The organism is Pseudomonas sp. PGPR N4, from assembly GCF_059693665.1.
The window spans coordinates 103,182-125,089 of sequence record NZ_JCAUKV010000008.1 but is presented as its reverse complement, the minus strand read 5'-3'; the positions used below and the strand labels follow the sequence as shown (position 1 = coordinate 125,089).

The window sequence follows — 21,908 nt, the reverse complement described above, 5'->3', positions numbered from 1 at the left end:
ATGCGCGCCAGTTGGCTACATAGCTCAGTTGGTTAGAGCATAGCATTCATAATGCTGGGGTCCGGGGTTCAAGTCCCTGTGTAGCCACCACCCTTCAGATCTACAGATTTCTCACGAGGTCTGTAGATCTAACAAGAAGCCCGCCTAGTGCGGGCTTTCTTGTTTCTGGCGTTCTGTCCTTGAATCGCCCTGCAACTCCTCTGCGTATTCCTCTGGGCAAATTTCCCCGCCTGCCCTCTCAGTGCCGATGCCGCGAGAAGTCAACGCACTTACATTCAGTGCGTATGATTATTTACATTCAGCACGTATCAATATAGGGTCCCTTTCATACGCCGCGTATGTTCTGCTCCAGGTAACACTGCCAGACGACAAGGCTTGCTTGAAAATTCAAAGGACCTGAACCATGAGCACGTCTTCATCCGAACTCACAGCAACCTCCGCGCAGCACCCCTGGCTGGCCGTCAGCGCAGTCGGCCTTGCGACATTTTCCGTGGTCACCACTGAAATGCTCCCGGTCGGGCTGCTGCCACCGATTGCCGAATCGCTGAATACTTCCACCGGCACGGCAGGGCTGATGATCTCACTGCCTGCACTACTGGCAGCGTTTTTTGCCCCGCTGGTGGTCATCGCATCCGGCGGCATTGATCGGCGCAGGATCCTCTGCGGCTTGCTGGGGCTGTTGGTGATCGTCAACATCGCCTCGGCGTTGGCCCCGAGCATGGCCTGGATGCTGGCCGCGCGTGTACTGGTCGGCTTTTGCATGGGGGGGATCTGGGCGATCGCCGGGGGGCTGGCGGGGCGGCTGGTGGCGGCGCACTCGGTTGGCCTGGCGACCTCGATCATCTTCGGCGGGGTGGCCGCTGCTTCGGTGCTGGGCGTGCCGCTGGGTGCGTTGATCGGCGACTATGCCGGGTGGCGCTGGGCCTTTGCCGGCATGGCCCTGTTCAGCGCATTGGTGCTGGCGCTGCACCTTGCGGTGATCCCCGGGCTACCGGTAACCAGTTCGGTGACCATGCGCCAGTTTGCCCAGCAGCTGGGTAGCCGCAAACTGCAAGTGGGGTTGCTGCTGACGCTGGCACTGGTCGCCGGGCACTTCATGCTGTTCACCTACGTGCGGCCATTGCTGATGTCGGTGTCAGGCTTCGATAGCCAATGGGTCAGCGCACTGCTGTTCGCCTATGGCTTCGCCGGCATCGTCGGCAACTTCATTGCCGGCGTCATCGCCGCGCGGCGCACAGCACGCACGTTGCTGGCGATCTCGACCGGGCTGCTGCTGACGCCGGTGCTGTTCCTGCTCATCGGCAATTCCAACCTCGGCGGCGGCATGCTGTTGCTGGTCTGGGGGCTGGCCTATGGCGGTGTGTCGGTAGGCCTGATGACGTGGATGATGAAGGCCGCACCGCATGCGGTGGAGGTCGCAACGGCGCTGTACGTCGGCGTGTTCAATGTCGCCATCGCATTGGGGGCATGGGCCGGTGGCCTGGTTTTGGACAAGGTAGGCCTTACAGGGAATCTTTGACTGGCGGCTGGGTTCGCAACTACTGCCCTGCTGCTGGCGCTCGGTATATGCCTGGCTGAGCACAGGGCTGCAAATGCTGATGTGGACTCACCACCGCTCCAGTGCCAATAGCAGATTGTCATGCACCCTCGCCTGGATAATAATGAGATATATTATCATCCGTAGCGATCAGTCATGGACGCAGGGCTCAAGGCTTCAAACTCACTGAATATCGGCCACCTTTATGGCGAGCACCATGGCTGGCTCAAAGGCTGGCTGCGCACGCGCACTTGCAACAGCGCCGATGCAGCCGACCTGGCTCAGGATACCTTCATGCGTATGCTGACTTTGCGACAAATGCCTGCTCTGCGCGAACCCCGTCATTACCTGGTAACTATCGCTCGAGGCCTGCTGATCGACAAAGCCCGTCGACAAACCCTTGAGCGGGCGTACCTGGAGGTATTGGCGGCGCGACCGGAGCCGCTTGAGGTTTCGCCGGAAACCTATCACCTGATCATCGAATCGCTGCTGGCCATCGACACCCTGCTCGATGGCCTGGGCCAGCGCACCCGGCAGATCTTCCTCATGGTGCAACTCGAAAGCCTGAGCTATGTCGAGGTGGGCAAGCGTCTTGGCCTCTCGGTGACAACGGTCAAGAACCACCTGAGCAAGGCATTGATGCAGTGCATTGTGTTGATGGACGCATGACCAGCGCACCCGCCTCTGTGCCCGGCAAAAATCATCTGCAGGCGGCAGTAGCGTGGTATCTCGCGCTCAATGACAACGAGGTCACGCCAGACCAGCATCAGGCCTGGCAACGCTGGCTCGACGCTGACCCTGCACACGTCAATGCCTGGGCGCGGATAGAAAAGCTCCAGCAACAATTGCGCGGCGTGCCTGGTGAGCTGGCCTTGCCGGTGTTGTCGCAGATGGGCGTGCAGCGCCGCCAAGGTCTCAAGCTGCTGCTCCTGCTGGCCACTGGCGCCGCAACTTTCGCCGGTTATCGCAGCTCGCCCTACAGCGCCGACTTCGCCACTGGTACTGGCCAGCGCCGGCACGTGAAGTTGCCTGATGGCAGCCGCCTGGATTTGAACACCGACACTCAGGTTGATATCGCCTACAGCGCACAGCAGCGATTGATCGTTCTACGTCAGGGCGAAATCTTTGTGACGACTGCGTCCGAGCAGGCGCCCGCGCGACCGCTTGCAGTGCAGACACCTCACGGAAGGGTTCTTGCGCTAGGAACCCGCTTTGATGTCCGCGTGCTGTCAGGTTTCAGCACGGTTGAGGTGGAGCAGCATGCAGTCGAGGTCAGCAGCCGCGACGCGCCCCGTCAGGTGCAACGGGTCGAGCACGGCCAGGCGCTAACCTTTGGCGCGGCCCACATGGGCAATCTACGCCTTGGCTCTGCCGGCAACAGCGCCTGGACCCAAGGCGTGCTGGTGGCGATTGACTGGCGCCTGGCGGACTTCATTGGCGAGCTGTCGCGCTACCGTGCGGGCTATCTGGGCTGCGCCGAGCAGGTCGCGGACTTGAGAATATCCGGCGCGTTTCGCCTGGATGATATCGATGGAGTACTGGCCAACCTGCAGGTTTCGTTGCCGGTGAAGGTGCGCCAGCTTTCGCGGTACTGGGTACGGATAGAAGCGTAAACAGATTTCACCCGTTGCAGCTTGCCGATTGCGAGTTTCGTTCGGCTCATCAGTAGAGCGGTCATTCAGCCGCCATTACTGCAACGGCATAGGAAGTCACGCATGAGCCCCCCCACCCCTCTCGCAGCTTTGCGCTTTCGCCTCAACTCCACACTGCTGCGCATCAGCCTCGGCGGTGCGCTTTGTGCTGGCGCGGTAGCCACTCCGGCCTGGTCACAACAAGCTGCTGAACAACGTGAATATGCAATTGCAGCCGGGCCTCTGGATACCGCGCTCAGCCACTTTGCCGCCAGCAACGGGGTGACGTTATCGTTCGCGTCGACTCAAACCGAAGGCTTGTTCAGCCCCGGTCTGAACGGTCGTCACACGTTTGCCGAGGGTATTGCCCGGCTGCTCGCCAACAGTGGATTACAGGCACGCCAGGAAGGGCCGCAACGCTACACCCTGGTCAGCACGCCAAGCGATGCAGCGCTGGAACTCGGTGCCACCACCATCACCGGCGCGACTCTTGGCGCCACCAGCGAACATACCGGCTCCTATACGACCGGCCCTATGCAGACCGCCACCAAGCTGGCCTTGAGCATGCGCCAGACGCCACAGTCGGTCTCGGTAGTTACCCGCCAGCGCATGGACGACCGTGGCATGCAGGACCTGCACGACGTGATCAAGGACGTCCCCGGGGTCACCGTGAAAAAGGACGGCCCCGAGCGCCCGACCTACTACGCCCGTGGTTTTCAGGTCGACAACATCATGTACGACGGCCTGCCGACCACCGTGTCCAGCTACACCGCCCGGGACACCATCGCCGCCGCCGACACCGCCATGCTCGATCGGGTCGAAGTGGTACGCGGCGCCACCGGCTTGATGAGTGGTTCCGGCAGTCCCTCTGCGGCAATCAACCTGGTGCGCAAGCGCCCGACCAAGGACGCTCAGGTCAGCGTGACTGCCAGTGCCGGCAGCTGGGACAACTATCGCGGCGAGCTGGATGCCTCCAGCGCCCTCAACGACAGCGCCAGCCTGCGCGGCCGGGCGGTCACCAGCTATCAGGTCAAGGACAGCTTCCAGGACGTGGTCAACAAAGAGCACGCACTGTTCTACGGCATCGCCGAGGCAGACCTGAGCGACAGCACTACCCTGACCGTAGGCGCCTCGAATCAGAACCTGAACAACAACACCGCCTGGGGCGGCGTGCCCACCGCCAGCGATGGCGGCGACCTCAAGCTGTCGCGCTCGACCTATCTGGGCAATGACTGGGGCCGCTGGGATCAGGACAACAACAGCCTCTTCAGTGAGCTCGAACAGCGCTTCGACAATGGCTGGAAGCTGCGCCTGGCAGCGACCAGGATGTGGTCCAAGCTTGATCTGCTGGCGTCCTACGTCAGTGCCGGTGCAGTCGACGGCAGCTTCAACCAGATGACCGGCAAGTTCAAATACAGCAATGAGCAGAGCAGCTATGACGCATTTGCCAGCGGCCCGTTCAGCTTGTTCGAGCGCGAACATGAACTGGTGATCGGCGCCAGCCGCCGCAAGGAAACCTTCCACGGCAACGGCACCACAGTCTTGTCGGCTGCCGATATCAACATTTACAACTGGAACCCCCACGTAACCGCGATTCCAGCGTTCAACATGGGCGCCTGGCAGCAACAAAGCGAAACCGAACAAACCGGCGCGTACCTCACTGGCCGCTTCAGCCTGGCCGAACCGCTGCACCTGATTCTGGGTGCACGCCTGGACTGGTACGACTACCAGATCGACAACTCGAGCAATATTGCCGGAGTCCAGCCGACCTCCAGCCAATACGACGTCAGCCGTAACCTGACCAAGTACGCCGGGCTCATCTACGACCTCGACGACACTTACTCGGTGTACGTCAGCTACACCGATATCTTCACCCCGCAAGGTGTGGTCGATAGCCAGAACAAGGCCATCCAACCCATCGTTGGCAAGAACTATGAAGCCGGCATCAAGGCCGAATACTTCGACGGCGCCTTGAACGCCAGCGCCGCGGTCTTCCGGATCGACCAGCAAAACCGCGCCTCGGTAATCAATGCCCCAGGCGTGTGCCAGACACCCGCCGGTGTCGCCTGCTACCAGGCCTCCGGCGAAGTGCGCAGCCAAGGCCTGGAACTCGAAGTCAGCGGCGCACTGAACGAGCGCTGGCAAATGGCGGCTGGCTACACCTACAACGCCGCCAAGTACCGCAAGGATGCCAACCGGGACAACGAAGGCCGGCTGTTCGCCAGCGACCTGCCCCGCCATTTGTTCAAGGCCAGCACTACCTACCAACTGCCTGGCACGCTCGAACGCTGGCGTGTCGGCGGCGCCATCAGCGCGCAGAACACCATCTACAACCAGGGCAGCGGCTACCGCATCGAGCAGAAGGCCTACCAGGTGCTCGACCTGATGGCCGGCTACAAAGTCTCGGACAACGTCGACCTGCGCTTGAACGTCAATAACGTCTTCGACAAGAAGTACTACCAGAGCATCAACAGCAATACCTGGAACGGTTTCAACGTTTATGGCGAACCGCGCAATGCCGCATTGACCGTGAAGTGGTCCCTTTGAGTCAGAAGCGCGCTGGCGATGTGCGGGCCAAGTTCTGACAGCGCTTGCCCGGCGCAGCGCCGATCTGCCTGGAGCGGCCGGTACAGCGCTGGGCGCAGCTAGCGGACATTGCGATGGAGCATCAACCGCGCGCTTTCATGCAGCCCATGGGTGAGCGTGCGTAAACGCTGGAATTCCTCGGGATACTGCGCGGCGACATCATCACGCGGCGTTGCCGAGGCCAGATCGTGCAGGGTCGGTGCGCTGCCGTCGTGCTGCATCTGCAGCAGGAAGTCCCTGGTCACGCCGCCGATGATCGGGAAGGTGCCCTCGCGCAATACCAGCGGCACCACCCGCTCGCCTTCCGGCGCTGGCTGCTGGATGTCGCGGCCCAGCGCGCCGTTGACGAAGGGCACGCCGGCCATGCCGGCTACGGTCGGCAACAGGTCAACCAGGCCCACCGCTTGTTCGATCACCCGCGGCTCAAGACCTGGGGCATGAATCAGCAACGGCACATTGTTGCTTTCCAGGCCCAGCTGTTCAAACGCCGGCGCCATGTGCGGGATCTGGCTGATGCGCGTGTTGTGGTCACCGAAGAACACAAAGATGCTGTTGTCGTAGTAACCACCGGCCTTGGCGATCTCCATCAGGCGGCCAATGTTGTAGTCGAGCAGGCGCACGGCGTTGTACTGCTCGACACTGCGCGAGCCGGCAGCATTGACTTGCTCAAGGGTTACGTCGACCACCTGGAAACCGTCGTTGTGCCTGGGGATGGTGAAGGGCCGGTGGTTGCCGGAGGTCTGCAGATAGGCGAAGAACGGCTGGTCCTTGGGCACGGCACGCAACAGCGCGTCGCTTTCCTTGAACAGATCCAGATCGGAAATCCCCCAGACGTCGACCCGCGGCGATTGCCAGTCGCTCTCTTCATACAACTGCACGCCGTCGATGCTCTGGCGGATCAGCGCGTTGATGTTGGCCCAGCCGGCATTGCCGCCGATCATGTAGAACTTCTGATAACCCTCGAAGGCGTTGATCAAGGTGTGTTGCCGAGTGATCAGCGGATTGCGCGTGGCCGTCTCTTGCCGGGTGACGTCAGGCACGCCAGTGATGCTCGCCCACACCGTTTTTGCAGTGCCGGTAACGGGCACATAGAAGTGTTTGAAGAACCAGCTCTGGCTGGCCAGCTTGTCCAGGTTCGGCGTTGGATTGAGCGGGTTGCCGTAGGCGCCGACGGCGCTGGTGCCGAGTGATTCGAGCATGACGAAGATGACATTCGGCGGGCGCTCGCCGGCCAGCTTATAGGGCTGCACCGGCTGCTTGCGGATGAAGTCGAGACGGCCAGCGTCTGGTTGATCCACGCTCAGGTACTGGGCGATCTGCGGATAGTACTCACGCACTTTGGCTTCATCGTACTGAGCCTGGCCGGCCTTTAGCGTGTCATAGAGGAACAGCACCGGGTTCAGACCCACCGCTGCAACCTGACTGTTGCCGGAGAAGAATGCATCGCTCCAGCGCAAAGGCACCGGGTTTTCCAGGTTGAGGTTGGCAACCCGCCCGAGCAGGGCCAGCAGCACTGCAACTACCCCAATCAACGAAACCGAGGCCAGCGCCCAGCGGTTGATCGGCTTGCGCTCAGCGTCCAGGGTCAGCCGTTCCAGGCAAACCAAGGCCCATACCCACAAGCCGACTGCTGCCAGCCAACAGGCAGTTATCCACAGCACCGGATAGGTTTCCCAGACCATCTGCTGTGAGATTTGCGCGTCCTGCAGATAGCGCAGCACCGTCGCGTTGATCCGCACGCCGAGGTAGGCGTAGTGGCCGAAGTCGATGATATAGACCAGGCCCACCGCGGCCAGCACCACGGCCAGATAAACCCGCGCCAGCCAGCGCATGGCCGGCAGGGTAGTCAGGTTCCAGCGTGGCAGCCACGCCAGCACGGCCAGCGGCAGCAGGATCAGCAGCGCCAGGCGCAGGTCGAAGCGCAGGCCGATGCCCAGGGTCTCCAGCAGCGCCGGGGTGGTCAGTTCAAGCCCGGAAAAACCCAGCAGAAACACCAGCCGCAAGGCCACCAGCAACGCGAACACCAAACCGATTGCGCCCACGCCGTAGCGCAGGCGGCGAGACTGCAACACTCCCATCATTGACCTCTATGCCATTTCATCAAGGGCCGCCATGCACTGCCGATCAGCAGCGCGGTTGCGGCGATCAGGCAGTACCCCGTCAGCAACGGGTCGAGCAGGTAATCCCAGTAGTTTTCCGAAGGTTTCAAGCGCAGGGCGAACGCCAGGGTGCCCAGTGCCAGCATCGCGACGGCCAGCGTGTTGCGCAGCCACAGCATCAGCAACGCCAGCCCTGCCACCAGCACAATCATTGGCCGCGGATTGAAACCCCAGCGGTACGGATCAAAATAGGTCAGCCCCAGCGTGGCCGGGTACAGCAGCAGGCTCAGCAGCGTGAACGCCAGCAGCAACTGCATCCGCTGCGTGCGCTCGAGTGGTTGCAGCAGACCCAGGCGGGTCAGGCTCACCCAGGCCAGCAGGACCAGCGTGCTGAACGCCAGATCATCGGTAAAGCTGCGCACATAGCTTGCCAGCGACAGTTGGCTGAGCGGAATGAAGCTGGCCACCACCAACAGCGGCAGCAGCCAGGGCCGCCACGGCGCGGTAAAACGCAGCGCGCTGAACGCGACAAAGCCGATCAGGACGAAACTCAAGTGGGCCTGCCATACCGAAACCATCACAGGCGCCCCGCCAGCCAGGCTTGGTTGAAGCTGACATGTTTGATGAAGGTGTTGTTCCACGAGTAGACCAGGTGGTACATGCCATCTGCACTGCGGCTGAAGTACGGGTACTCGTACTCGAAATCGCAGCCACGCGGTTTGCATACGCGGTAGTCGAGGTTACTCAGGAAGCGCTGTTCGAGCGGCAGCCGGCGCGCACCGCTGGAGGCGCGAAAGCCCTCACCAATGATCGCTTTATAGGCCTCGGGCGAGAACGGCTGGCCAAGCGGATCCGGCGACTGGTCCAGCTCCACCACACTGCGCCACTCGTTGAGGTCGGCGTCAGTGCCGTACAGGCTGAGCTTGAAGCGGCCATCCTGCAGGTCGTTCAGGGCTACCAGCAGACCGTCGTCGTCAGTGCCGACTGCGGCCAGCGACGAATTGGGGTTGGCCGGTTCCAGCGGGTACGGTTCGCTCCAGGTCTGGCCGGCGTCTTCGGTGCGGCTGGCCAGCACGCGGTGATGGGTTTCGCCGGCATAGCGCAACATCGCCACGGCGCGCTGGCCATCGAGCGGGACGATGGTCGGTTGCAGCGAGTGCTTGCCGCGGCTTATGCGGAATTTGTCGACCACCTCACCCTCGGCGCTCAAGTACAGGTACTCGGCAAACTTGCCCATGAACTCGTGGTACACCGGCAGGCCGATCGAGCCATCGGCGTGAAACACCGGCGCGGCGCGCACCAGGGTGCTGATATTGAAAAACGGCGAAGTCACCAGTTGCCGTGGCGCCGACCAGCTGCTTCCGAGGTCATCGGAGACCATCAGGTTGATCGCACTGGTGGCCCAGCCACCCACGGAAACCGAGACATAAAACATCCACAAGCGGTTGTCCGGGCCGAGCGCGATCACCGGATTGCCGAGCTTGCGGATATAGCGCTGGGTGCCGTCGCGGGTGCTTTCACGGGTAGCCAGCACCTGTTCGGCGCCCCACTCGTCAGTGCGCGGATCAAAGCGCGCCGCGCGCACCTGAACATCGGCCGCACCTTCGCGCGAGCCGGCAAACCACACGGCCATCAAGCCACCATCGGGCATGGCCGTGACCGAGGATGAATGGACAAAGTCAGTCAGCTGGCTGGAGACGAAGCGGCTACTGAATTGCGCCGGGGCCGGCGTGCCTGTGTCGTTCGAGCTGAGCTGGGCAAACGGCGCCAGCACATGGGGCGGATGGCTTTGCCAGGCAGCAAAAAACACCGCCAGCACGCCGCAGATCATTAAGGCAGAGCGCATAGAGAACCTGTCGATGGGAGTATTACTGCGCACGCTCGTCCGGCAGGCGCTTCCTGCGGCCGGTGAGCATGGAGAGCGGCAGGTTGTCCCGCACCTGGATACTTTCAAACACTGCGGCCAGCACATGCACACAGACCAGCGCCAACAACACATCAGCGGCAGTCTCGTGGACTTTCAGCGGCCAATCGGCGCCCCACAGGGCATCGACTTCTTGCATCAGGAACCCGCTGCTGCCAATCACCAGCAGCGCCAGCAGCATTAACAACATCACCAGCGCGCCAATAGGCGAATGGCCAAGACGGTGTTGCGGCTTGCCCTTGAGCAGTGAGCGCAGGTGCGCGGCGAGCCGTTGCGGGGTCGGCCAGAAGTCTGCCCAGCGCGCACTGCGCGGCCCGACGAATCCCCACACGCTGCGTACCAGCAGCCATGCCATGGCGTAGTCGCCGAGCCAGACATGCCAGTCGTCGCCGGCTTCATTGAAGAAGTAGTTGGCGACGAAGACCCCGGCGATAGACAGATGAAACAGCCTCACCAAAGGATCCCACAGGCGCAGGGATTCGCCCTGCATCAGTCTTTGATCTCGGTCTTGATTGCCTTGCCTGTGACCGGGTCATGGTAGATTTCGACCTTGCGCTTGTCCTTGTCGAAGCCGTAGATCTCGTAGCAGTTGCCGTCGGTGACCTTGAACTTGCTGATCTGGTAACCCTCGGCTTTGAGTTTGTCCTGGAAGGCAGTTTGGTCCTGCCACTGCGAGCGTTCGGCGGTGGTGCACTGCGGGCCGGCGACGGCCAGGGGGCTGGCGATGATCAGGGACAGCAGGAGAATTTTGCGCATGGAAAAGCTCTCGGCAGATGTGGGTGGGCCCACAATGCAAAAGCAACCTTAGGCCAACCTTAGCCGGTAACGAGCAGTTACATCTTTGCTGAAATCCGCCTGTGTAGAACCCGGCATGATGCCGCCGATTACTTCAGAGACTTCACCATGCGCCTACTCCTCGTCGAAGATGATCGAGCCCTTGGCCAGGGTATTCGCGTGGCCTTGGGCGCCGAAGGCTATACCCTCGACTGGCTGCAGGATGGGGTGGCCGCCTTGCACGCGTTACGCACCGAGAGCTTCGATCTGTTGTTGCTCGACCTCGGCCTGCCACGCCTGGACGGCCTCGACCTGTTGCAGCAATTGCGCGCCGAGCAGCAGGACCTGCCGGTGCTGATCCTGACCGCCCGCGATGGCACCGCCGCGCGTATCGCCGGGCTGGATGCCGGCGCCGACGACTATCTGATCAAACCGTTCGACGTCGACGAACTCAAGGCCCGCGTGCGCGCCCTGCTGCGCCGCAGTCAGGGCCGTGCGCAACCGCTGCTGGAGCACGCCGGGATCAGCCTCGACCCAGCCACACAACAAGTGCACTACCTGCACGCCGAGGTCATCGTCACGGCCATGGAGTACCAGTTGCTGCATCAACTGATGGTGCGCCCCGGCAAGGTCGTCACCCGCGAGCGCCTGTCCCGCGCGCTGTATGGCTGGCAGGATCGGGTCGAGAGCAATACCCTCGAAGTGCTGATTCATAACCTGCGCAAAAAGCTCTGCAGCGAGCTGATCCGCACCGTACGCGGTGTCGGTTATGTGCTGGCGGTGCAGGCATGATCTCGGTCCGCGCGCGCATTCTGGTCCCGGTACTGGTGATGATCCTGCTCGGCGACGCGTTGATCAGCTGGCTGGTGCTGCGCGACAGCCATCACGAAATCGAAGAAGTCTACGACGCCCAGCTCGCCCAGAGCGCCCGTCTGCTGCAGGGTGTACTGCGCCAGGGCGATGCTGCCGAGGCCGACTGGGAGCGCTTGTATCAGGCCTTCGACCAGGCCATGAGCCGGGTCGGTGTCGACGGCGTCGCCCACCCTTACGAAACCCGCCTCACCTTCCAGGTCTGGCGCAGCGATGGCGAGTTGCTGGTGCGCTCGGCCGAGGCGCCGGTGCTGGCGGCGCCGCCCGCGACCCTCGGTGCCCATGACTTGCTCGATAACGGCAACGAGTGGTGCGCGTTTCTCCTCGCCGACCCGCAGCAAGGCTTGCTGATCTGGGTGGGCGAGCGCGACGACATTCGTCAGGACCTGATCCAGCGCATCATGCGCCACACTCTGTGGCCAACCCTGATCGGCGTGCCGTTGCTGACGCTGGTGATCTGGCTGGTGATCGGCTGGGGCCTCAAGCCCTTGCGCAGCATGGCCCGTAAGCTCCGCGTGCGGCAGACCGGCAGCCTCCATCCACTGCGCCTCAAGCCGCTGCCGAGCGATCTGGAACCGATGCAGACCGCGCTCAACCGGCTGTTGCTGCAAGTCGAAGAGCTGCTCGCCCGCGAGCGCCGTTTTATCGCCGACGCCGCCCACGAACTGCGCACGCCGCTGGCGATTCTGCGCATTCACGCACAAAACGCACGCAACGCCGCCACCGCCGAGCAACGCCACGAAGCGTTGGATTTTCTGGTCAGCGGCGTCGACCGCGCTACCCGCATCGGCAGCCAGTTGCTGACCATGGCCCGTATCGAGCCGCAACTGAGCGACCCCCAGCGCAGCCGCGTGCAATTGACCGAGCTGGTGCGTGAAGAGTTGGCCGAGTTGACCCCGCTGGCGCTGAACAAGGGTGTCGACCTGGTCCTCGAAGGTGACGAAGAGTGCTGGGTCGAGACCGAGCCGGTGGCACTGGCCATCGCCCTGCAGAACCTGGTGACCAACGCACTCAACTTCTCCCCGCCGGGCAGCGAAGTGAAGGTAGTGATCGGCGACAACCGCCTCAGCGTCGAGGATCAGGGCCCGGGTATTGACGAGGCAGACATGGAGCGCCTGTTCGAACGCTTCTACAGCCGGGGCAACGCCAATGGCGCCGGGCTGGGCCTGGCGATCGTGGAAATGATTGTCGACAAGATCGGCTGCGACTTGCGTCTGTACAACCTGCGCCAAGGCGGGCTCTGCGCCGAACTGACGCTGAGCCAGGCGCGCGCCAGCTGAGCTCAGCGCACGCCCGCCACCAGCACGGTCACCCCCAGGCCGATCAGCGCCACGCCGATCAGCCGATCAACCACTCGCTGGCGCTCGATCATTGCCAGGCGCAGCGCTGCGCTGGAAAAAAACACCGCCACCAGGCTGAACCACAGCCAATGGGCGAAGGACATGAATGCGCCGTAGGCAAAGTCCTGCGCCAGCGAGCTGCCCGGCTGCACCACCTGGGTGTAGGCGCTGATCACAAACAGCATGGTCTTGGGGTTCAGCGCGTTGGTGAAAAAGCCGGTGCGTAACGCCCTCAGGCTACCCCTGCCCTGCCCTTGGCCGACGTCATCGAGGTGGATCCGCTTGGTATTGGTCAGCGACTGGTAGCCCAGATAAATCAGGTAGCCCGCGCCCAGCACCTTCATGGCCATGAACAGCGCCGGGCTTTGGCTGATGATCACGGCAATGCCCAGCACCGTGTACAGCACATGCACCTGCACACCCAAGGCAATGCCGACCGCAGCGGCCAGGCCGGCCTTGCGCCCCTGTGCATAACTGCTGCGGGTGACCATGGCAAAGTCAGCGCCGGGGCTGATCACGGCAAGTACGGTAAACACGGCGACGGCAATCAGTTCATTCACTCAGGCAACCTCGATAGACGATGAAAATCCACAGATCGTCGATTATCGAGGGCTTATCCACAGGTCAAAATCGATTTATAGTCGCGCAAATCCGCTAGTTTTTCTCACAGATATGCAGCGTTCACTTGCGCCGAGATTTCAATGAAACTGCCGCCGCTCAACACCCTGCGTTTTTTCGACGTTGCCGCCCAGACCGAGAGCTTTGTGCGCGCGGCCGAGCGTCTGCACGTCACCCATGGCGCGGTTAGCCGGCAAGTACGCTTGCTAGAGCAAAGTCTGGGGGTCGAACTGTTCGAGCGGCGCAACCGGGCGCTGTTTTTGACAGCCGCCGGGCGCGCCCTGCAGAGCACCACCCAGGCCATCTTCGAGCAGATCGAAGACACCGTGCAGCGCTTGCAACAACCGCTTCAGGACAACGTGCTGGTGCTGTCCTGCGAGCCGACCATCGCCATGCGCTGGCTGATCCCACGGCTGCCGGACTTTCATGCCGCGCACCCGGATATCCAGCTGCAACTGGTCGCTGCTGGCGGAGCGGTGGACTTTGCCCGCAGCGGCATTGACCTGGCCTTGCGGCGTGACGATTTTCACTGGGAACGCACGCTGCACAGCGTGAAGATCTGCGATGAATGGATGGGGCCGGTCTGTCGAGCGGGCAGCCAGCAAGCGGCGCAAAACCCTCGTTTGCTGCACAGCCGCACCCGTCCCAAGGCATGGTCTGACTGGCATCGGTTGCGCGGCGAAGGGGCACGGCAGCGCGCAGGCAGCGAGTATGAGCACTTCTATCTGTCGATCCAGGCAGCCAGCGCTGGCCTTGGGCTGGCCATGGCGTCAGCCTTGATGGTCAGCGACGAGATTGCCAGCGGCCAATTGCACGCGCCCGCCGGGTTTATCGCGGATGGCTCGGCGTATCACCTGCTCAGCCCGCAGGCGTTTCTGCCCGGCTGCAAGCGCCAGCGCTTTGCCGACTGGGTGCGCTGCCAATCTCAGGCCTGCCTGGCTCAGCTGGGTTTGGCACAAAACGACGAACCCGAGCTGCCATCACCGCCCCAGGTGCGATAGCCGGCCGTGTCGATATGGATGCGCCCCGACGGATAGCGGCCCAGGCCCATGCTCCAGGCCTGGCCATGCTGCTGCCAGAAGCGGCACAACGGATTGGGGTCAGCCCATGCCGGCAGTAACAGATCAACGGCAAAGGCGCGCATGTGGGCACTGTCCACCGCGCCGCCAGCGCAGGCGTTGAGTTGCGGATCGCGGTATGCCGAGACCACCTCGAACCGACCCAGGGCGCCCTGCCCACCCAAGGTTTTCAGCAATGCCAGGGTCGAGCGCACCGCCGGCCATTGCGCCTGTGGCGGCACCGCGAACGGCGAGGCACGACACTGGCGCCAGTCCGATGCCGAGCGTAGTAGTTGATGGATAGGCACCACACCATACAGCCGTGCCTCGACCAGCATTTCGCGAAACGGCCGAGTCTGATGGTCGCCGGCCCACTGGGCGAACATCCACAGGTCGCGCGGGTCGGCCTGAGCAACACTGGCGATGCTCAAGCCAGCTGCACAGAGCAGCATCCTTGCTGTTTTCATTGCTCACCCCTTCAGCCAGTTGGCCGCTACTGGCTTAGAGTTAAGCCTACTCCTGCGGGCGCAGGCGGTATTGCGGCGGCAATTGGGCAAAGCCGCTTATGGTGGTGTCCAGGCTCTTCCAGCGGCCATCCTTGATGCCATAGATGCAACCATGGATAGACAGCTCCTGACCGCGATGCCAGGCGTTCTGGATGATGCTGGTGTGGGCAACGTTGGCCACCTGCTGGATCACGTTCAGCTCGCACATGCGGTCGACCCGCGCCTCGTCCGTGTCGAGCTTGGCCAGCTCACCGCGTTTTTCGTAGTAGAGGTCACGAATCGAGCGCAGCCAGCCGTCGATCAGTCCGAGTTGACGGTCCTGCATGGCCGCGCGCACGCCGCCGCAGCCATAGTGGCCGGTGACCAGGATGTGTTTGACCTTGAGCACTTCGACCGCGTACTGAATCACCGACAGGCAGTTAAGGTCGGTGTGCAGCACCACGTTGGCGACGTTGCGGTGGACGAACAGATCGCCCGGTAGCATGCCGACGATCTCGTTGGCCGGCACGCGTGCGTCGGAGCAGCCGATCCAGAGAAACTCCGGCGTCTGCTGACGGGCCAGCTTGGCGAAGAAGTCCGGGTCACGCTGGGTGATCGCGTCAGCCCAGCGCTCGTTGTTGTCGATCAGTTCCTGCAGGTCGTGCATGGTCTTGCCTCATCAGGTTATGCCTGTGTGACTGGACCTGACGGCGCAAGGTCACTCGTCGAACAGGGTGCAGGCCATTACCAGGGCATCTTCGCGGCCACCAGCCATTGGATAGTAGTCGCGGCGCCGGCCAATCTCGTTGAAGCCGAAGCGTTCATAAAGACGATAGGCCGACTGGTTGCTCGCGCGCAGCTCGAGGAAGCACTCGCGGCCATTGAGCTTGTAGGCCTCGGCCATGAGTTTTTCCAGCAGGCGCAGGCCCAGGCCGCGGCCCTGGTTTTCCGGTTTTACGGTGATGTTGAGCAGGTGCGCTTCGTCGATGATCACGTTGATCACACCATGACCCACCTGCTGGGCGCCATCGAACATCAACCAGATCTGGTATGACTTGAGCGCATCCAGAAAAATCCCGCGGGTCCAGGGATGGCTGAACGCGGCGTACTCGATCTTCAGCACCGCATCCAGGTCCGCCTCGGTCATCGGGCGGAAACTGATCGAATCACTCATTCAACGCTCTTCCAGCGCGCCATCAGCTGGCGCATCGCTTGCCAGACGTCCGCCTTGCGCTGCGGCTCGTCCATCAACAGTTCCAGGCCAGGCAGCGCCCAGGCAGTGCCCAGCGCTTCGACCTGCAGTTCTTGGTGATAGGCCGGTGCCTCGGCCTGGGCGGCAAAGCGCAGCGCCGGCAGGCCGATCAGCCACAGGCAGGTGCAGGGTGATTCTTCCAGGCGTGCCTGGATAAAGCCTTGGACGAAGTCACGCGCAGCCTCGGGGCCTTGGTCCATGTTGCCGCGCACCAGCAGCGGCCAACGGATCGGCTCGCCGATGATCTGCGGCGCATCCGGCAGGCCGGCGGCGCGGAGCATGTCCTTGAGCAGCAGGTAGGATGGGTCGCGGCTCTGGAACGGCTGCCCGGTGGCCAGCTCGACCAGCACCAGGCAACTGCCGGCGCGCAGCAACTGCAGGGCAAACCGTGGCGGTGGCACCGGCGCCGCACGGGCCACCACTGGCTCAGCCTCGGTCTCGGTCGGCTTGACCGCTGGCTTGACGCTGCTGGCTGGGCGCGGAATCTCGATTTTCGGCCGTTCGATGCTGCGTGCCTGCGGCGCGATCGGCGCGGCGGCAGACGCTGGCGCCAAGGCTTCGAGTTCGACCTCCTCGACCGGCGCCTGCGGCAGCAGCAGCTCGGGGCGCGACGGCGCAGCGAACGGCAGTTCGGCACGCGGCAGCCAGTGCACCACTTGCATGGCGGACAGGTAAGCGCGGCGGCGGGACTCGATCAGCACAGCACGGTCATCCGGGAAAAGTCAGTCGCGCATTCTAACGCCGTTGACCGCCCCGCGCCGCTACAGGTTGGCGGAAATTTGCCAGCCGGCAAAACCCTGGGCCAACCCGGTAAATCCCTGACGCAATCTCATTACAGACCAAGGGGTGAATTCCTCCCCCCTGGATGCAGTACAATCGCCGGCTTTAATTTGGCAACGAGTCGACCCGCCAATGATCGAACCCAAGCGCGTCCTGCGCGCCCTCGCCGAACACTGGGCATTGATCGAGCCGCTGTGCGAGCGTTTCGACCAGGGCACATTGAGCCTGATCGAACTGCGCCAGCAACTCGGCCGCCAGCAGGTAGAAAGCACCCCGCAGGACATCACCCAGCTGCTCGATGTGTGGATCCGCCTGGATATTCTGGTACCGGTGGCAAAAAGCCCGAACCGCTTCGAGCTGAATGCGCAGATCCACGACTTCCTGGCCTACCTGCGCCGCGAGCACCGGCTCGGCCTGTGCCTGGAAATCGAAGCCTATCTGCGCCACCTGGAGCGCCTGGCCGGGCATATTCAGGACGCTTTCGATAACCGCGACAGCGATGACCTGGCGCGCCAGCTGCGCTTGCTCGACATGCGCGTGCGCGACGTGTTGAAGAAACTCGACAACGACGAGCAGGCGCTGGTCGCGGTAGCCGAACGGGCCAAGACCAGCAACCGGCAGATCCCGCTGCGCCAGCGCTACGCCGAAGTACTGGCAACCTGGGACGAGTACGTCGAGCCGATGATCCAGCTGGTCAACGCCGACGGCGCCTTCGAGCAAGGCGTGCGCAAGGTCGAGACAGTGCTGCTGCGCCTGCTCGGCGAGCAGGCGCGGCTCGGCCACCTGGTCGACGACGACATGCTCCTGCGCACCCATGCGCGCATCCTCGAGATGCAGACCAGCGCCCAGCTGACCCTGCGCCATGCCCGCGAACTGCTGCTGCCGCTGCGCGAAGAAGCGCGCCGGCACAACGCCGTGACCCGCGGCGCGGCGCTGGCCCTGTCGGTGATCCGGCGCAAGGGCATCGATGCCGTGCCGCACGCGGCCATGCCGATGTTCACTCGACCGCAAAGCACCTTTCTCGGCAGCGCCAGCCAGGTCGAGGCCTACGTTTACGCGCTGGCCCGCTTCGAGCCCAAGCCGGCGCGCTTCCCCAAGGCCCACCGCACCGACAAGGGCCCGACGCCACGTGCCCCGCGCACGGTCAAGGAGATGCTCGAACGCTGTGCCAGCGCGCTGCCGCTGCCCGACCTGATGGTCTGGCTGCTGGAGCAGGAGCCCGAAGGCGCCACCGACGAGCTGCTGTACTGGTTCTCGCGCCTGTCGCGCGAGAAGCGCTTCAGCCGCGAGCGCCTCGAACGGCGCGACTATCTCACCACCGAACACCGGGTGAGCCTGCGCTCCTTCGCCCTGACCGAATCATCGCCTGCATCCACTGCGAGCCCAGCCAATGCATCTTGATCTCTCCGAACTGTCCCAGCTCGCGCCGATCTTCCGCGAGCTGTTCAAAGGTTTCCACGTCAGCCGCCGCGACCCCGAGTTGTACGCCCAGCTGTCGAACTTCCAGGACCAGTACCGCACCCTGTTCAAGGCGCTTGGCTTCGAGCTGGTGTGCGATACCCGCGGTTTCTATTACTTCGTGCCAGAGCTGGCCGCTGCGCAGGTCAACAAGACCGCCCAGCGCCTTTCGCTGTTCACCTTCATCCTGGTCGAGCACCTGGCTGACCAGGGCCGCGACCCGATCGCCGTGCTCGATGGCGGCAGCATCGGCCGCGATGAGCTGCCGTCGCTGCTGGAAAAGTACCGCGACCTGTTCATCCAGGCCGAAGTACAGACCGTCGACGAGCTTGAAGAAAAGATCCTCCGGCGCATGACCCAACTGGGCTTCGCCCATGAAGAAGGCGGCATCTACCGCTTCCTGCCGCCGATGCACCGCTTCATCGATGTGTGCCTGTCGGTGCAGCAGGACCGCGACCTGGCCGCGACCCTGCACAGCGCCCTGCCACTGCCGGTACCGGTGCTGGCCGACGACGACAGCGCCGAGCAACTGGAAACCGACGACCCGCTCGACCTCAGCCCGTTTGCCGGCGACGAGAGCGAAGAAGACGCCCTTGCCCGCGCCATCAGCGAAGAGCAACAGGAGATTGACGCATGAGCCAGCAACGCTACGGCATCCGCCGCTTCGCCTTGCTCAACACCGCCGGCTACAGCCTCGGCCTGTTCCCGCTGGAGCACCCGCTGTCGGTCTATGGCGCCAACAACCTGGGTAAGTCGGCGTCGATCAACGCCCTGCAGTTCCCGATTCTGGCGCGCATGTCGGACATGAGCTTCGGCAAGTACAGCCTCGAGCAGTCGCGCCGTTTCTACTTCGCCAGCGACACCAGCTACATCCTCTGCGAGCTGGACCTGCCCCATGGCCCGCACGTGATTGGCGTGGTCGGCCGCGGCCCGGGCGGCGGCTTCGGTCACCAGTTCTTTGCCTACCAAGGCCAGCTGGACCTGGCTCACTACCAGAAAGACGACACCTGCCTGCGCCAAAAGGAGCTGTTCACCAACCTTGAGCGCAATGGCCTCAAGGCCTATGAGCTCAAGCCCGACGAACTGCGCCGTCTGCTGGTCGGTGGCCATACTTCGGTGCCACTGGACCTGACCCTGATCCCGCTGCGCTCGACCAGCGAGCAGAGCCTGAAGACCTTCCGCGCCCTGTTCATCAACCTGCTGCACATGCGCGAAATCACTGCAGCCAAGCTCAAGCAGCTGTTCCTCGATGCCTTCGAGCACAGCCTGCGCTCGGGCAGCGTCGACTACATCGCTGCCTGCGAAGAGGCCTTCCGCGACGTACGCCGCATGGAAGGCGATTACAACGCCCTGGTCGCCGCCGGGCCGTTGGTCGAAGCCCTGGCCGGCGGCGTCGCCCAGCGCGACATCCTGCGTGGCAAGCTGCATCGCCTGTCGCCGCTGCTGGATAACCTGCTCGGCACCTGGCAGGAATATGCCATGGCGCGTAAAGAAGAACTGGTGATCCAGTCCGAGCATTACCGCAGTGAGCAGGACCGCCTGCAGAACGACCAACGCGGCGGTACCCAGGAGCTGATGCGCCTGGAGCGCGAGATCAGCGGTATCCAGCGCTGGCTGGGCGAACTGTCGGTGCTGAAGAATCGCTTTGCGCTGGTCGATGATGTACGCGTCCTCGAGCAGCAGTTGCTTGCCGCCAAGGACGCCCACGACGAACTTGCCGGCGCCCTGGCGCAATCGCGGCAGTTCTCCGCCGAAGACCTCGACGAACGTGTGCGGGATCTGGAGAAGCGGGTCAAGGTGGTCAAGCAGCAGCTCGATCATGCCGACAACAACAGCTACGCACGCCTGCGCGAAGAGTTATCGCAAGGCGACGTCGACCGCCTGATGCGCCTGTTCAACGGCGCACTGTTCAGCCTGCCGCTGGGCGAGCGCGGCATCGAACTGGATGACAGCGACCTCTGGGTCAAGTCACTGGAAGCGGTGCTCGACAGCTTCAAGGGCGAGCGTTTCGAAGCCCCGGGCCTGTCCATCGACCTCTCGCACATCGAGCCGCCGGCGCTGCAAGCGTTGGCTGACCGCGCGGCTCTGCGCGACCAGAAAGACCGCCTCGACCGCGAGCTCAAGCAGCTCAAGACCCAGCAGGCGGTCGCCGCCGACCGCACCGCCAGCAAAGCCCAGACCGAAGCCCTGTACCAGCAGGTACTGGATGCGCAAAAGGCCCTGGAAGACTTCCGCCGCAGCGAAACCCTGGCCGCCGAAGAGCCAGAAAAGCTTGAGCAACTGGCCCAGCTTGAAGCGGCCCAGGACGAGCTCAAGCGCTCCAGCGACGCTTTCACCGAGCGCGTCCAGCAACTGTCGGCCAAGCTGCAACTGGTCGGCCGTCAGTTGGCCGACCTCGAAGCCAAGCAGCGCACCCTCGAAGACGCCCTGCGCCGCCGTCAGCTGCTACCCAACGACATGCCGTTCGGCACGCCGTTCATGGAAGCGGTGGACGACTCGATGGACAACCTGCTGCCGCTGCTCAATGACTACCAGGACAGCTGGCAGGCGCTGCAACGGGCGGATAACCAGATCGAGGCGCTGTACGCCCAGGTACGCCTCAAAGGGGTGGCCAAGTTCGACAGCGAAGACGACATCGAGCGCCGCCTGCAGCTGCTGATCAACGCCTACTCGCACCGCACCGAAGAAGCCCTGACCCTGGCCAAGGCGCGCCGTGCGGCGGTTACCGACATCGCCCGGACACTGCGCAACATCCGCAGCGACTACGACAGCCTCGAGCACCAGCTGGCGCTGTTCAACCGCGAGATCAACAAGCGCCAGGTGTCCAACCTGGAAAGCTTCCGCGTGGTGCTGGCGCCGAACAAGGAAGCGCTCAAGCACATCGACCAGATCATCCACAGCGCTGGCCAGTACGAAGAAGGCGAGACCCTGTCGGTGTTCGACCTGACCCAGAGCAGCGACCAGGATCACAAGAACGAAGAGGCCAAGGAGTACCTGGCCCGGCTGGTGGCAGCCAACCACAACCAACTGGGCCTCAAGGACCTGTTCGAGCTGGCGTTCGAGATCACCAAGATCAACAGCCAGCCGGTGATCCACGCCGACATCGATGGCGCTGCCTCCAACGGCACCACCATGACCATCAAGGCGCTGACCAACATGTACTTGTTGCTGCACCTGATGGACCGCGACCTGGCCGGACGCATTCGCTTGCCGTACTACCTCGACGAGGCCGCCGACATCGACGAACGCAACCAGGCGGCGCTGCTCGAGACCAGCCAGCAGCTGGGCTTCGTGCCGATTCTGGCCAGCGTCAAGCCACAGGTGTCGGCGCACGTGGCGATCGATCTGGAAGGTGGTAGCGGGCCGAATGGCATCTACATCGACGAATCGGACTGGAAGTACATCAGCCGGATCGATGCAGAGAAGGCGATTGTGCGTGAGGATGTGGCCGAAGAGTTGGCCTGATCTGTGATCTGCGCTAGTGGGGCCGCTGCGC

Annotated in this window: 20 protein-coding genes and 1 tRNA gene; 11 read left to right on the top strand and 10 right to left on the bottom strand. The window is 63.1% G+C overall.

Annotation, left to right across the window (positions count from 1 at the left end):
- Positions 1 to 13 precede the first annotated feature (13 nt).
- The 5 genes from AC58X1_RS23865 (at position 14) to AC58X1_RS23845 (ending at position 5,715) form a co-directional block, all read left to right on the top strand.
- Positions 14 to 90: transfer RNA gene (locus AC58X1_RS23865), tRNA-Met, on the top strand.
- Between the two features lie 313 nt (positions 91 to 403).
- Positions 404 to 1,519 carry an MFS transporter gene (locus AC58X1_RS23860; protein ID WP_497429573.1) on the top strand — a complete coding sequence of 372 codons (1,116 nt, stop codon included), beginning with the start codon at positions 404 to 406 and terminating at the stop codon, positions 1,517 to 1,519.
- A gap of 174 nt (positions 1,520 to 1,693) precedes the next feature.
- A complete protein-coding gene (locus AC58X1_RS23855) occupies positions 1,694 to 2,206 on the top strand; it encodes a sigma-70 family RNA polymerase sigma factor (RefSeq protein ID WP_497429572.1) in 513 nt (170 codons plus the stop codon).
- Complete coding sequence (locus AC58X1_RS23850) at positions 2,203 to 3,150, top strand: FecR domain-containing protein (protein WP_447735810.1); 948 nt, start codon at positions 2,203 to 2,205, stop codon at positions 3,148 to 3,150. The genes AC58X1_RS23855 and AC58X1_RS23850 overlap by 4 nt, the downstream gene beginning before the upstream one ends.
- Before the next feature lie 102 nt (positions 3,151 to 3,252).
- Positions 3,253 to 5,715 (top strand): TonB-dependent siderophore receptor, encoded by a 2,463-nt coding sequence (locus AC58X1_RS23845; protein ID WP_497429571.1) that lies wholly within the window; start codon positions 3,253 to 3,255, stop codon positions 5,713 to 5,715.
- A 98-nt stretch (positions 5,716 to 5,813) separates the two neighbouring features.
- Here the strand turns inward: AC58X1_RS23845 and AC58X1_RS23840 are convergent, their stop codons facing one another.
- Genes AC58X1_RS23840 through AC58X1_RS23820 form a run of 5 tightly spaced genes read right to left on the bottom strand, consistent with a single transcriptional unit; the run spans position 5,814 to position 10,533 of the window.
- Positions 5,814 to 7,832, bottom strand: coding sequence for an LTA synthase family protein (locus tag AC58X1_RS23840; RefSeq protein ID WP_497429608.1), 2,019 nt, complete (start codon positions 7,830 to 7,832; stop codon positions 5,814 to 5,816).
- Positions 7,832 to 8,431 (bottom strand): hypothetical protein, encoded by a 600-nt coding sequence (locus AC58X1_RS23835; protein ID WP_188035332.1) that lies wholly within the window; start codon positions 8,429 to 8,431, stop codon positions 7,832 to 7,834. The genes AC58X1_RS23840 and AC58X1_RS23835 overlap by 1 nt, the downstream gene beginning before the upstream one ends.
- Positions 8,431 to 9,699: a sialidase family protein gene (locus AC58X1_RS23830; RefSeq protein WP_259077739.1), complete on the bottom strand. Its 1,269-nt coding sequence runs from the start codon at positions 9,697 to 9,699 to the stop codon at positions 8,431 to 8,433. Before AC58X1_RS23830 ends, AC58X1_RS23835 begins: the two co-directional genes overlap by 1 nt.
- 22 nt (positions 9,700 to 9,721) lie before the next feature.
- Positions 9,722 to 10,267, bottom strand: a complete 546-nt coding sequence (locus tag AC58X1_RS23825) for a cytochrome b/b6 domain-containing protein (RefSeq protein ID WP_497429570.1) — start codon at positions 10,265 to 10,267, stop codon at positions 9,722 to 9,724.
- The gene (locus tag AC58X1_RS23820) at positions 10,267 to 10,533 is read right to left on the bottom strand and encodes a PepSY domain-containing protein (RefSeq protein ID WP_101316428.1); all 267 of its coding nucleotides are present in this window, start codon (positions 10,531 to 10,533) and stop codon (positions 10,267 to 10,269) included. Before AC58X1_RS23820 ends, AC58X1_RS23825 begins: the two co-directional genes overlap by 1 nt.
- Positions 10,534 to 10,680: 147 nt before the next feature.
- On the opposite strand from AC58X1_RS23820, the gene AC58X1_RS23815 reads away from it, so the two are divergent.
- Together AC58X1_RS23815 and AC58X1_RS23810 are read left to right on the top strand one after the other, a co-directional pair.
- Positions 10,681 to 11,343 carry a response regulator gene (locus tag AC58X1_RS23815; RefSeq protein WP_497429569.1) on the top strand — a complete coding sequence of 221 codons (663 nt, stop codon included), beginning with the start codon at positions 10,681 to 10,683 and terminating at the stop codon, positions 11,341 to 11,343.
- Positions 11,340 to 12,701, top strand: coding sequence for an ATP-binding protein (locus tag AC58X1_RS23810; protein ID WP_497429568.1), 1,362 nt, complete (start codon positions 11,340 to 11,342; stop codon positions 12,699 to 12,701). The genes AC58X1_RS23815 and AC58X1_RS23810 overlap by 4 nt, the downstream gene beginning before the upstream one ends.
- 2 nt (positions 12,702 to 12,703) lie before the next feature.
- On the opposite strand, the gene AC58X1_RS23805 is transcribed toward AC58X1_RS23810, so the two are convergent.
- Positions 12,704 to 13,321, bottom strand: a complete 618-nt coding sequence (locus AC58X1_RS23805) for a LysE family translocator (RefSeq protein WP_497429567.1) — start codon at positions 13,319 to 13,321, stop codon at positions 12,704 to 12,706.
- A 141-nt stretch (positions 13,322 to 13,462) separates the two neighbouring features.
- Here AC58X1_RS23805 and AC58X1_RS23800 point away from each other — a divergent pair, with 141 nt between their 5' ends.
- Positions 13,463 to 14,380 carry a LysR substrate-binding domain-containing protein gene (locus AC58X1_RS23800; RefSeq protein WP_259077732.1) on the top strand — a complete coding sequence of 306 codons (918 nt, stop codon included), beginning with the start codon at positions 13,463 to 13,465 and terminating at the stop codon, positions 14,378 to 14,380.
- Here AC58X1_RS23800 and AC58X1_RS23795 read toward each other — a convergent pair.
- The 4 genes from AC58X1_RS23795 to AC58X1_RS23780 are packed head-to-tail and all read right to left on the bottom strand — an operon-like array spanning position 14,320 to position 16,875.
- Complete coding sequence (locus tag AC58X1_RS23795; RefSeq protein WP_497429566.1) at positions 14,320 to 14,904, bottom strand: D-Ala-D-Ala carboxypeptidase family metallohydrolase; 585 nt, start codon at positions 14,902 to 14,904, stop codon at positions 14,320 to 14,322. The two genes, AC58X1_RS23800 and AC58X1_RS23795, sit on opposite strands and share 61 nt — an antisense overlap.
- Positions 14,905 to 14,950: 46 nt before the next feature.
- Positions 14,951 to 15,589 (bottom strand): carbonate dehydratase, encoded by a 639-nt coding sequence (can, locus tag AC58X1_RS23790; protein ID WP_101316418.1) that lies wholly within the window; start codon positions 15,587 to 15,589, stop codon positions 14,951 to 14,953.
- 51 nt (positions 15,590 to 15,640) lie between these two features.
- Positions 15,641 to 16,096: a ribosomal protein S18-alanine N-acetyltransferase gene (gene rimI, locus AC58X1_RS23785; protein ID WP_101316416.1), complete on the bottom strand. Its 456-nt coding sequence runs from the start codon at positions 16,094 to 16,096 to the stop codon at positions 15,641 to 15,643.
- Entirely contained in the window at positions 16,093 to 16,875 is a 783-nt protein-coding gene (locus AC58X1_RS23780; protein WP_497429565.1) for an energy transducer TonB, read from the bottom strand. Before AC58X1_RS23780 ends, rimI begins: the two co-directional genes overlap by 4 nt.
- Before the next feature lie 211 nt (positions 16,876 to 17,086).
- Here AC58X1_RS23780 and mksB point away from each other — a divergent pair, with 211 nt between their 5' ends.
- Genes mksB through mksF form a run of 3 tightly spaced genes read left to right on the top strand, consistent with a single transcriptional unit; the run spans position 17,087 to position 21,877 of the window.
- Positions 17,087 to 18,355 (top strand): Mks condensin complex protein MksB, encoded by a 1,269-nt coding sequence (gene mksB, locus AC58X1_RS23775; protein ID WP_101316412.1) that lies wholly within the window; start codon positions 17,087 to 17,089, stop codon positions 18,353 to 18,355.
- Positions 18,345 to 19,049: an Mks condensin complex protein MksE gene (gene mksE, locus AC58X1_RS23770; RefSeq protein ID WP_497429564.1), complete on the top strand. Its 705-nt coding sequence runs from the start codon at positions 18,345 to 18,347 to the stop codon at positions 19,047 to 19,049. Before mksB ends, mksE begins: the two co-directional genes overlap by 11 nt.
- Positions 19,046 to 21,877 (top strand): Mks condensin complex protein MksF, encoded by a 2,832-nt coding sequence (mksF, locus tag AC58X1_RS23765; protein WP_497429563.1) that lies wholly within the window; start codon positions 19,046 to 19,048, stop codon positions 21,875 to 21,877. Before mksE ends, mksF begins: the two co-directional genes overlap by 4 nt.
- Positions 21,878 to 21,908 lie beyond the last annotated feature (31 nt).

Excerpts from the sequence above, each read along its gene's own strand:
- AC58X1_RS23860 (WP_497429573.1), top strand. The coding sequence starts at position 404 with ATGAGCACGTCTTCATCCGAACTCACAGCAACCTCCGCGCAGCACCCC.
- AC58X1_RS23855 (WP_497429572.1), top strand. The coding sequence starts at position 1,694 with ATGGACGCAGGGCTCAAGGCTTCAAACTCACTGAATATCGGCCACCTT.
- AC58X1_RS23850 (WP_447735810.1), top strand. The coding sequence starts at position 2,203 with ATGACCAGCGCACCCGCCTCTGTGCCCGGCAAAAATCATCTGCAGGCG.
- AC58X1_RS23845 (WP_497429571.1), top strand. The coding sequence starts at position 3,253 with ATGAGCCCCCCCACCCCTCTCGCAGCTTTGCGCTTTCGCCTCAACTCC.
- AC58X1_RS23840 (WP_497429608.1), bottom strand. The coding sequence starts at position 7,832 with ATGGGAGTGTTGCAGTCTCGCCGCCTGCGCTACGGCGTGGGCGCAATC.
- AC58X1_RS23835 (WP_188035332.1), bottom strand. The coding sequence starts at position 8,431 with ATGGTTTCGGTATGGCAGGCCCACTTGAGTTTCGTCCTGATCGGCTTT.
- AC58X1_RS23830 (WP_259077739.1), bottom strand. The coding sequence starts at position 9,699 with ATGCGCTCTGCCTTAATGATCTGCGGCGTGCTGGCGGTGTTTTTTGCT.
- AC58X1_RS23825 (WP_497429570.1), bottom strand. The coding sequence starts at position 10,267 with ATGCAGGGCGAATCCCTGCGCCTGTGGGATCCTTTGGTGAGGCTGTTT.
- AC58X1_RS23820 (WP_101316428.1), bottom strand. The coding sequence starts at position 10,533 with ATGCGCAAAATTCTCCTGCTGTCCCTGATCATCGCCAGCCCCCTGGCC.
- AC58X1_RS23815 (WP_497429569.1), top strand. The coding sequence starts at position 10,681 with ATGCGCCTACTCCTCGTCGAAGATGATCGAGCCCTTGGCCAGGGTATT.
- AC58X1_RS23810 (WP_497429568.1), top strand. The coding sequence starts at position 11,340 with ATGATCTCGGTCCGCGCGCGCATTCTGGTCCCGGTACTGGTGATGATC.
- AC58X1_RS23800 (WP_259077732.1), top strand. The coding sequence starts at position 13,463 with ATGAAACTGCCGCCGCTCAACACCCTGCGTTTTTTCGACGTTGCCGCC.
- AC58X1_RS23795 (WP_497429566.1), bottom strand. The coding sequence starts at position 14,904 with ATGAAAACAGCAAGGATGCTGCTCTGTGCAGCTGGCTTGAGCATCGCC.
- can (WP_101316418.1), bottom strand. The coding sequence starts at position 15,589 with ATGCACGACCTGCAGGAACTGATCGACAACAACGAGCGCTGGGCTGAC.
- rimI (WP_101316416.1), bottom strand. The coding sequence starts at position 16,096 with ATGAGTGATTCGATCAGTTTCCGCCCGATGACCGAGGCGGACCTGGAT.
- mksB (WP_101316412.1), top strand. The coding sequence starts at position 17,087 with ATGATCGAACCCAAGCGCGTCCTGCGCGCCCTCGCCGAACACTGGGCA.
- mksE (WP_497429564.1), top strand. The coding sequence starts at position 18,345 with ATGCATCTTGATCTCTCCGAACTGTCCCAGCTCGCGCCGATCTTCCGC.
- mksF (WP_497429563.1), top strand. The coding sequence starts at position 19,046 with ATGAGCCAGCAACGCTACGGCATCCGCCGCTTCGCCTTGCTCAACACC.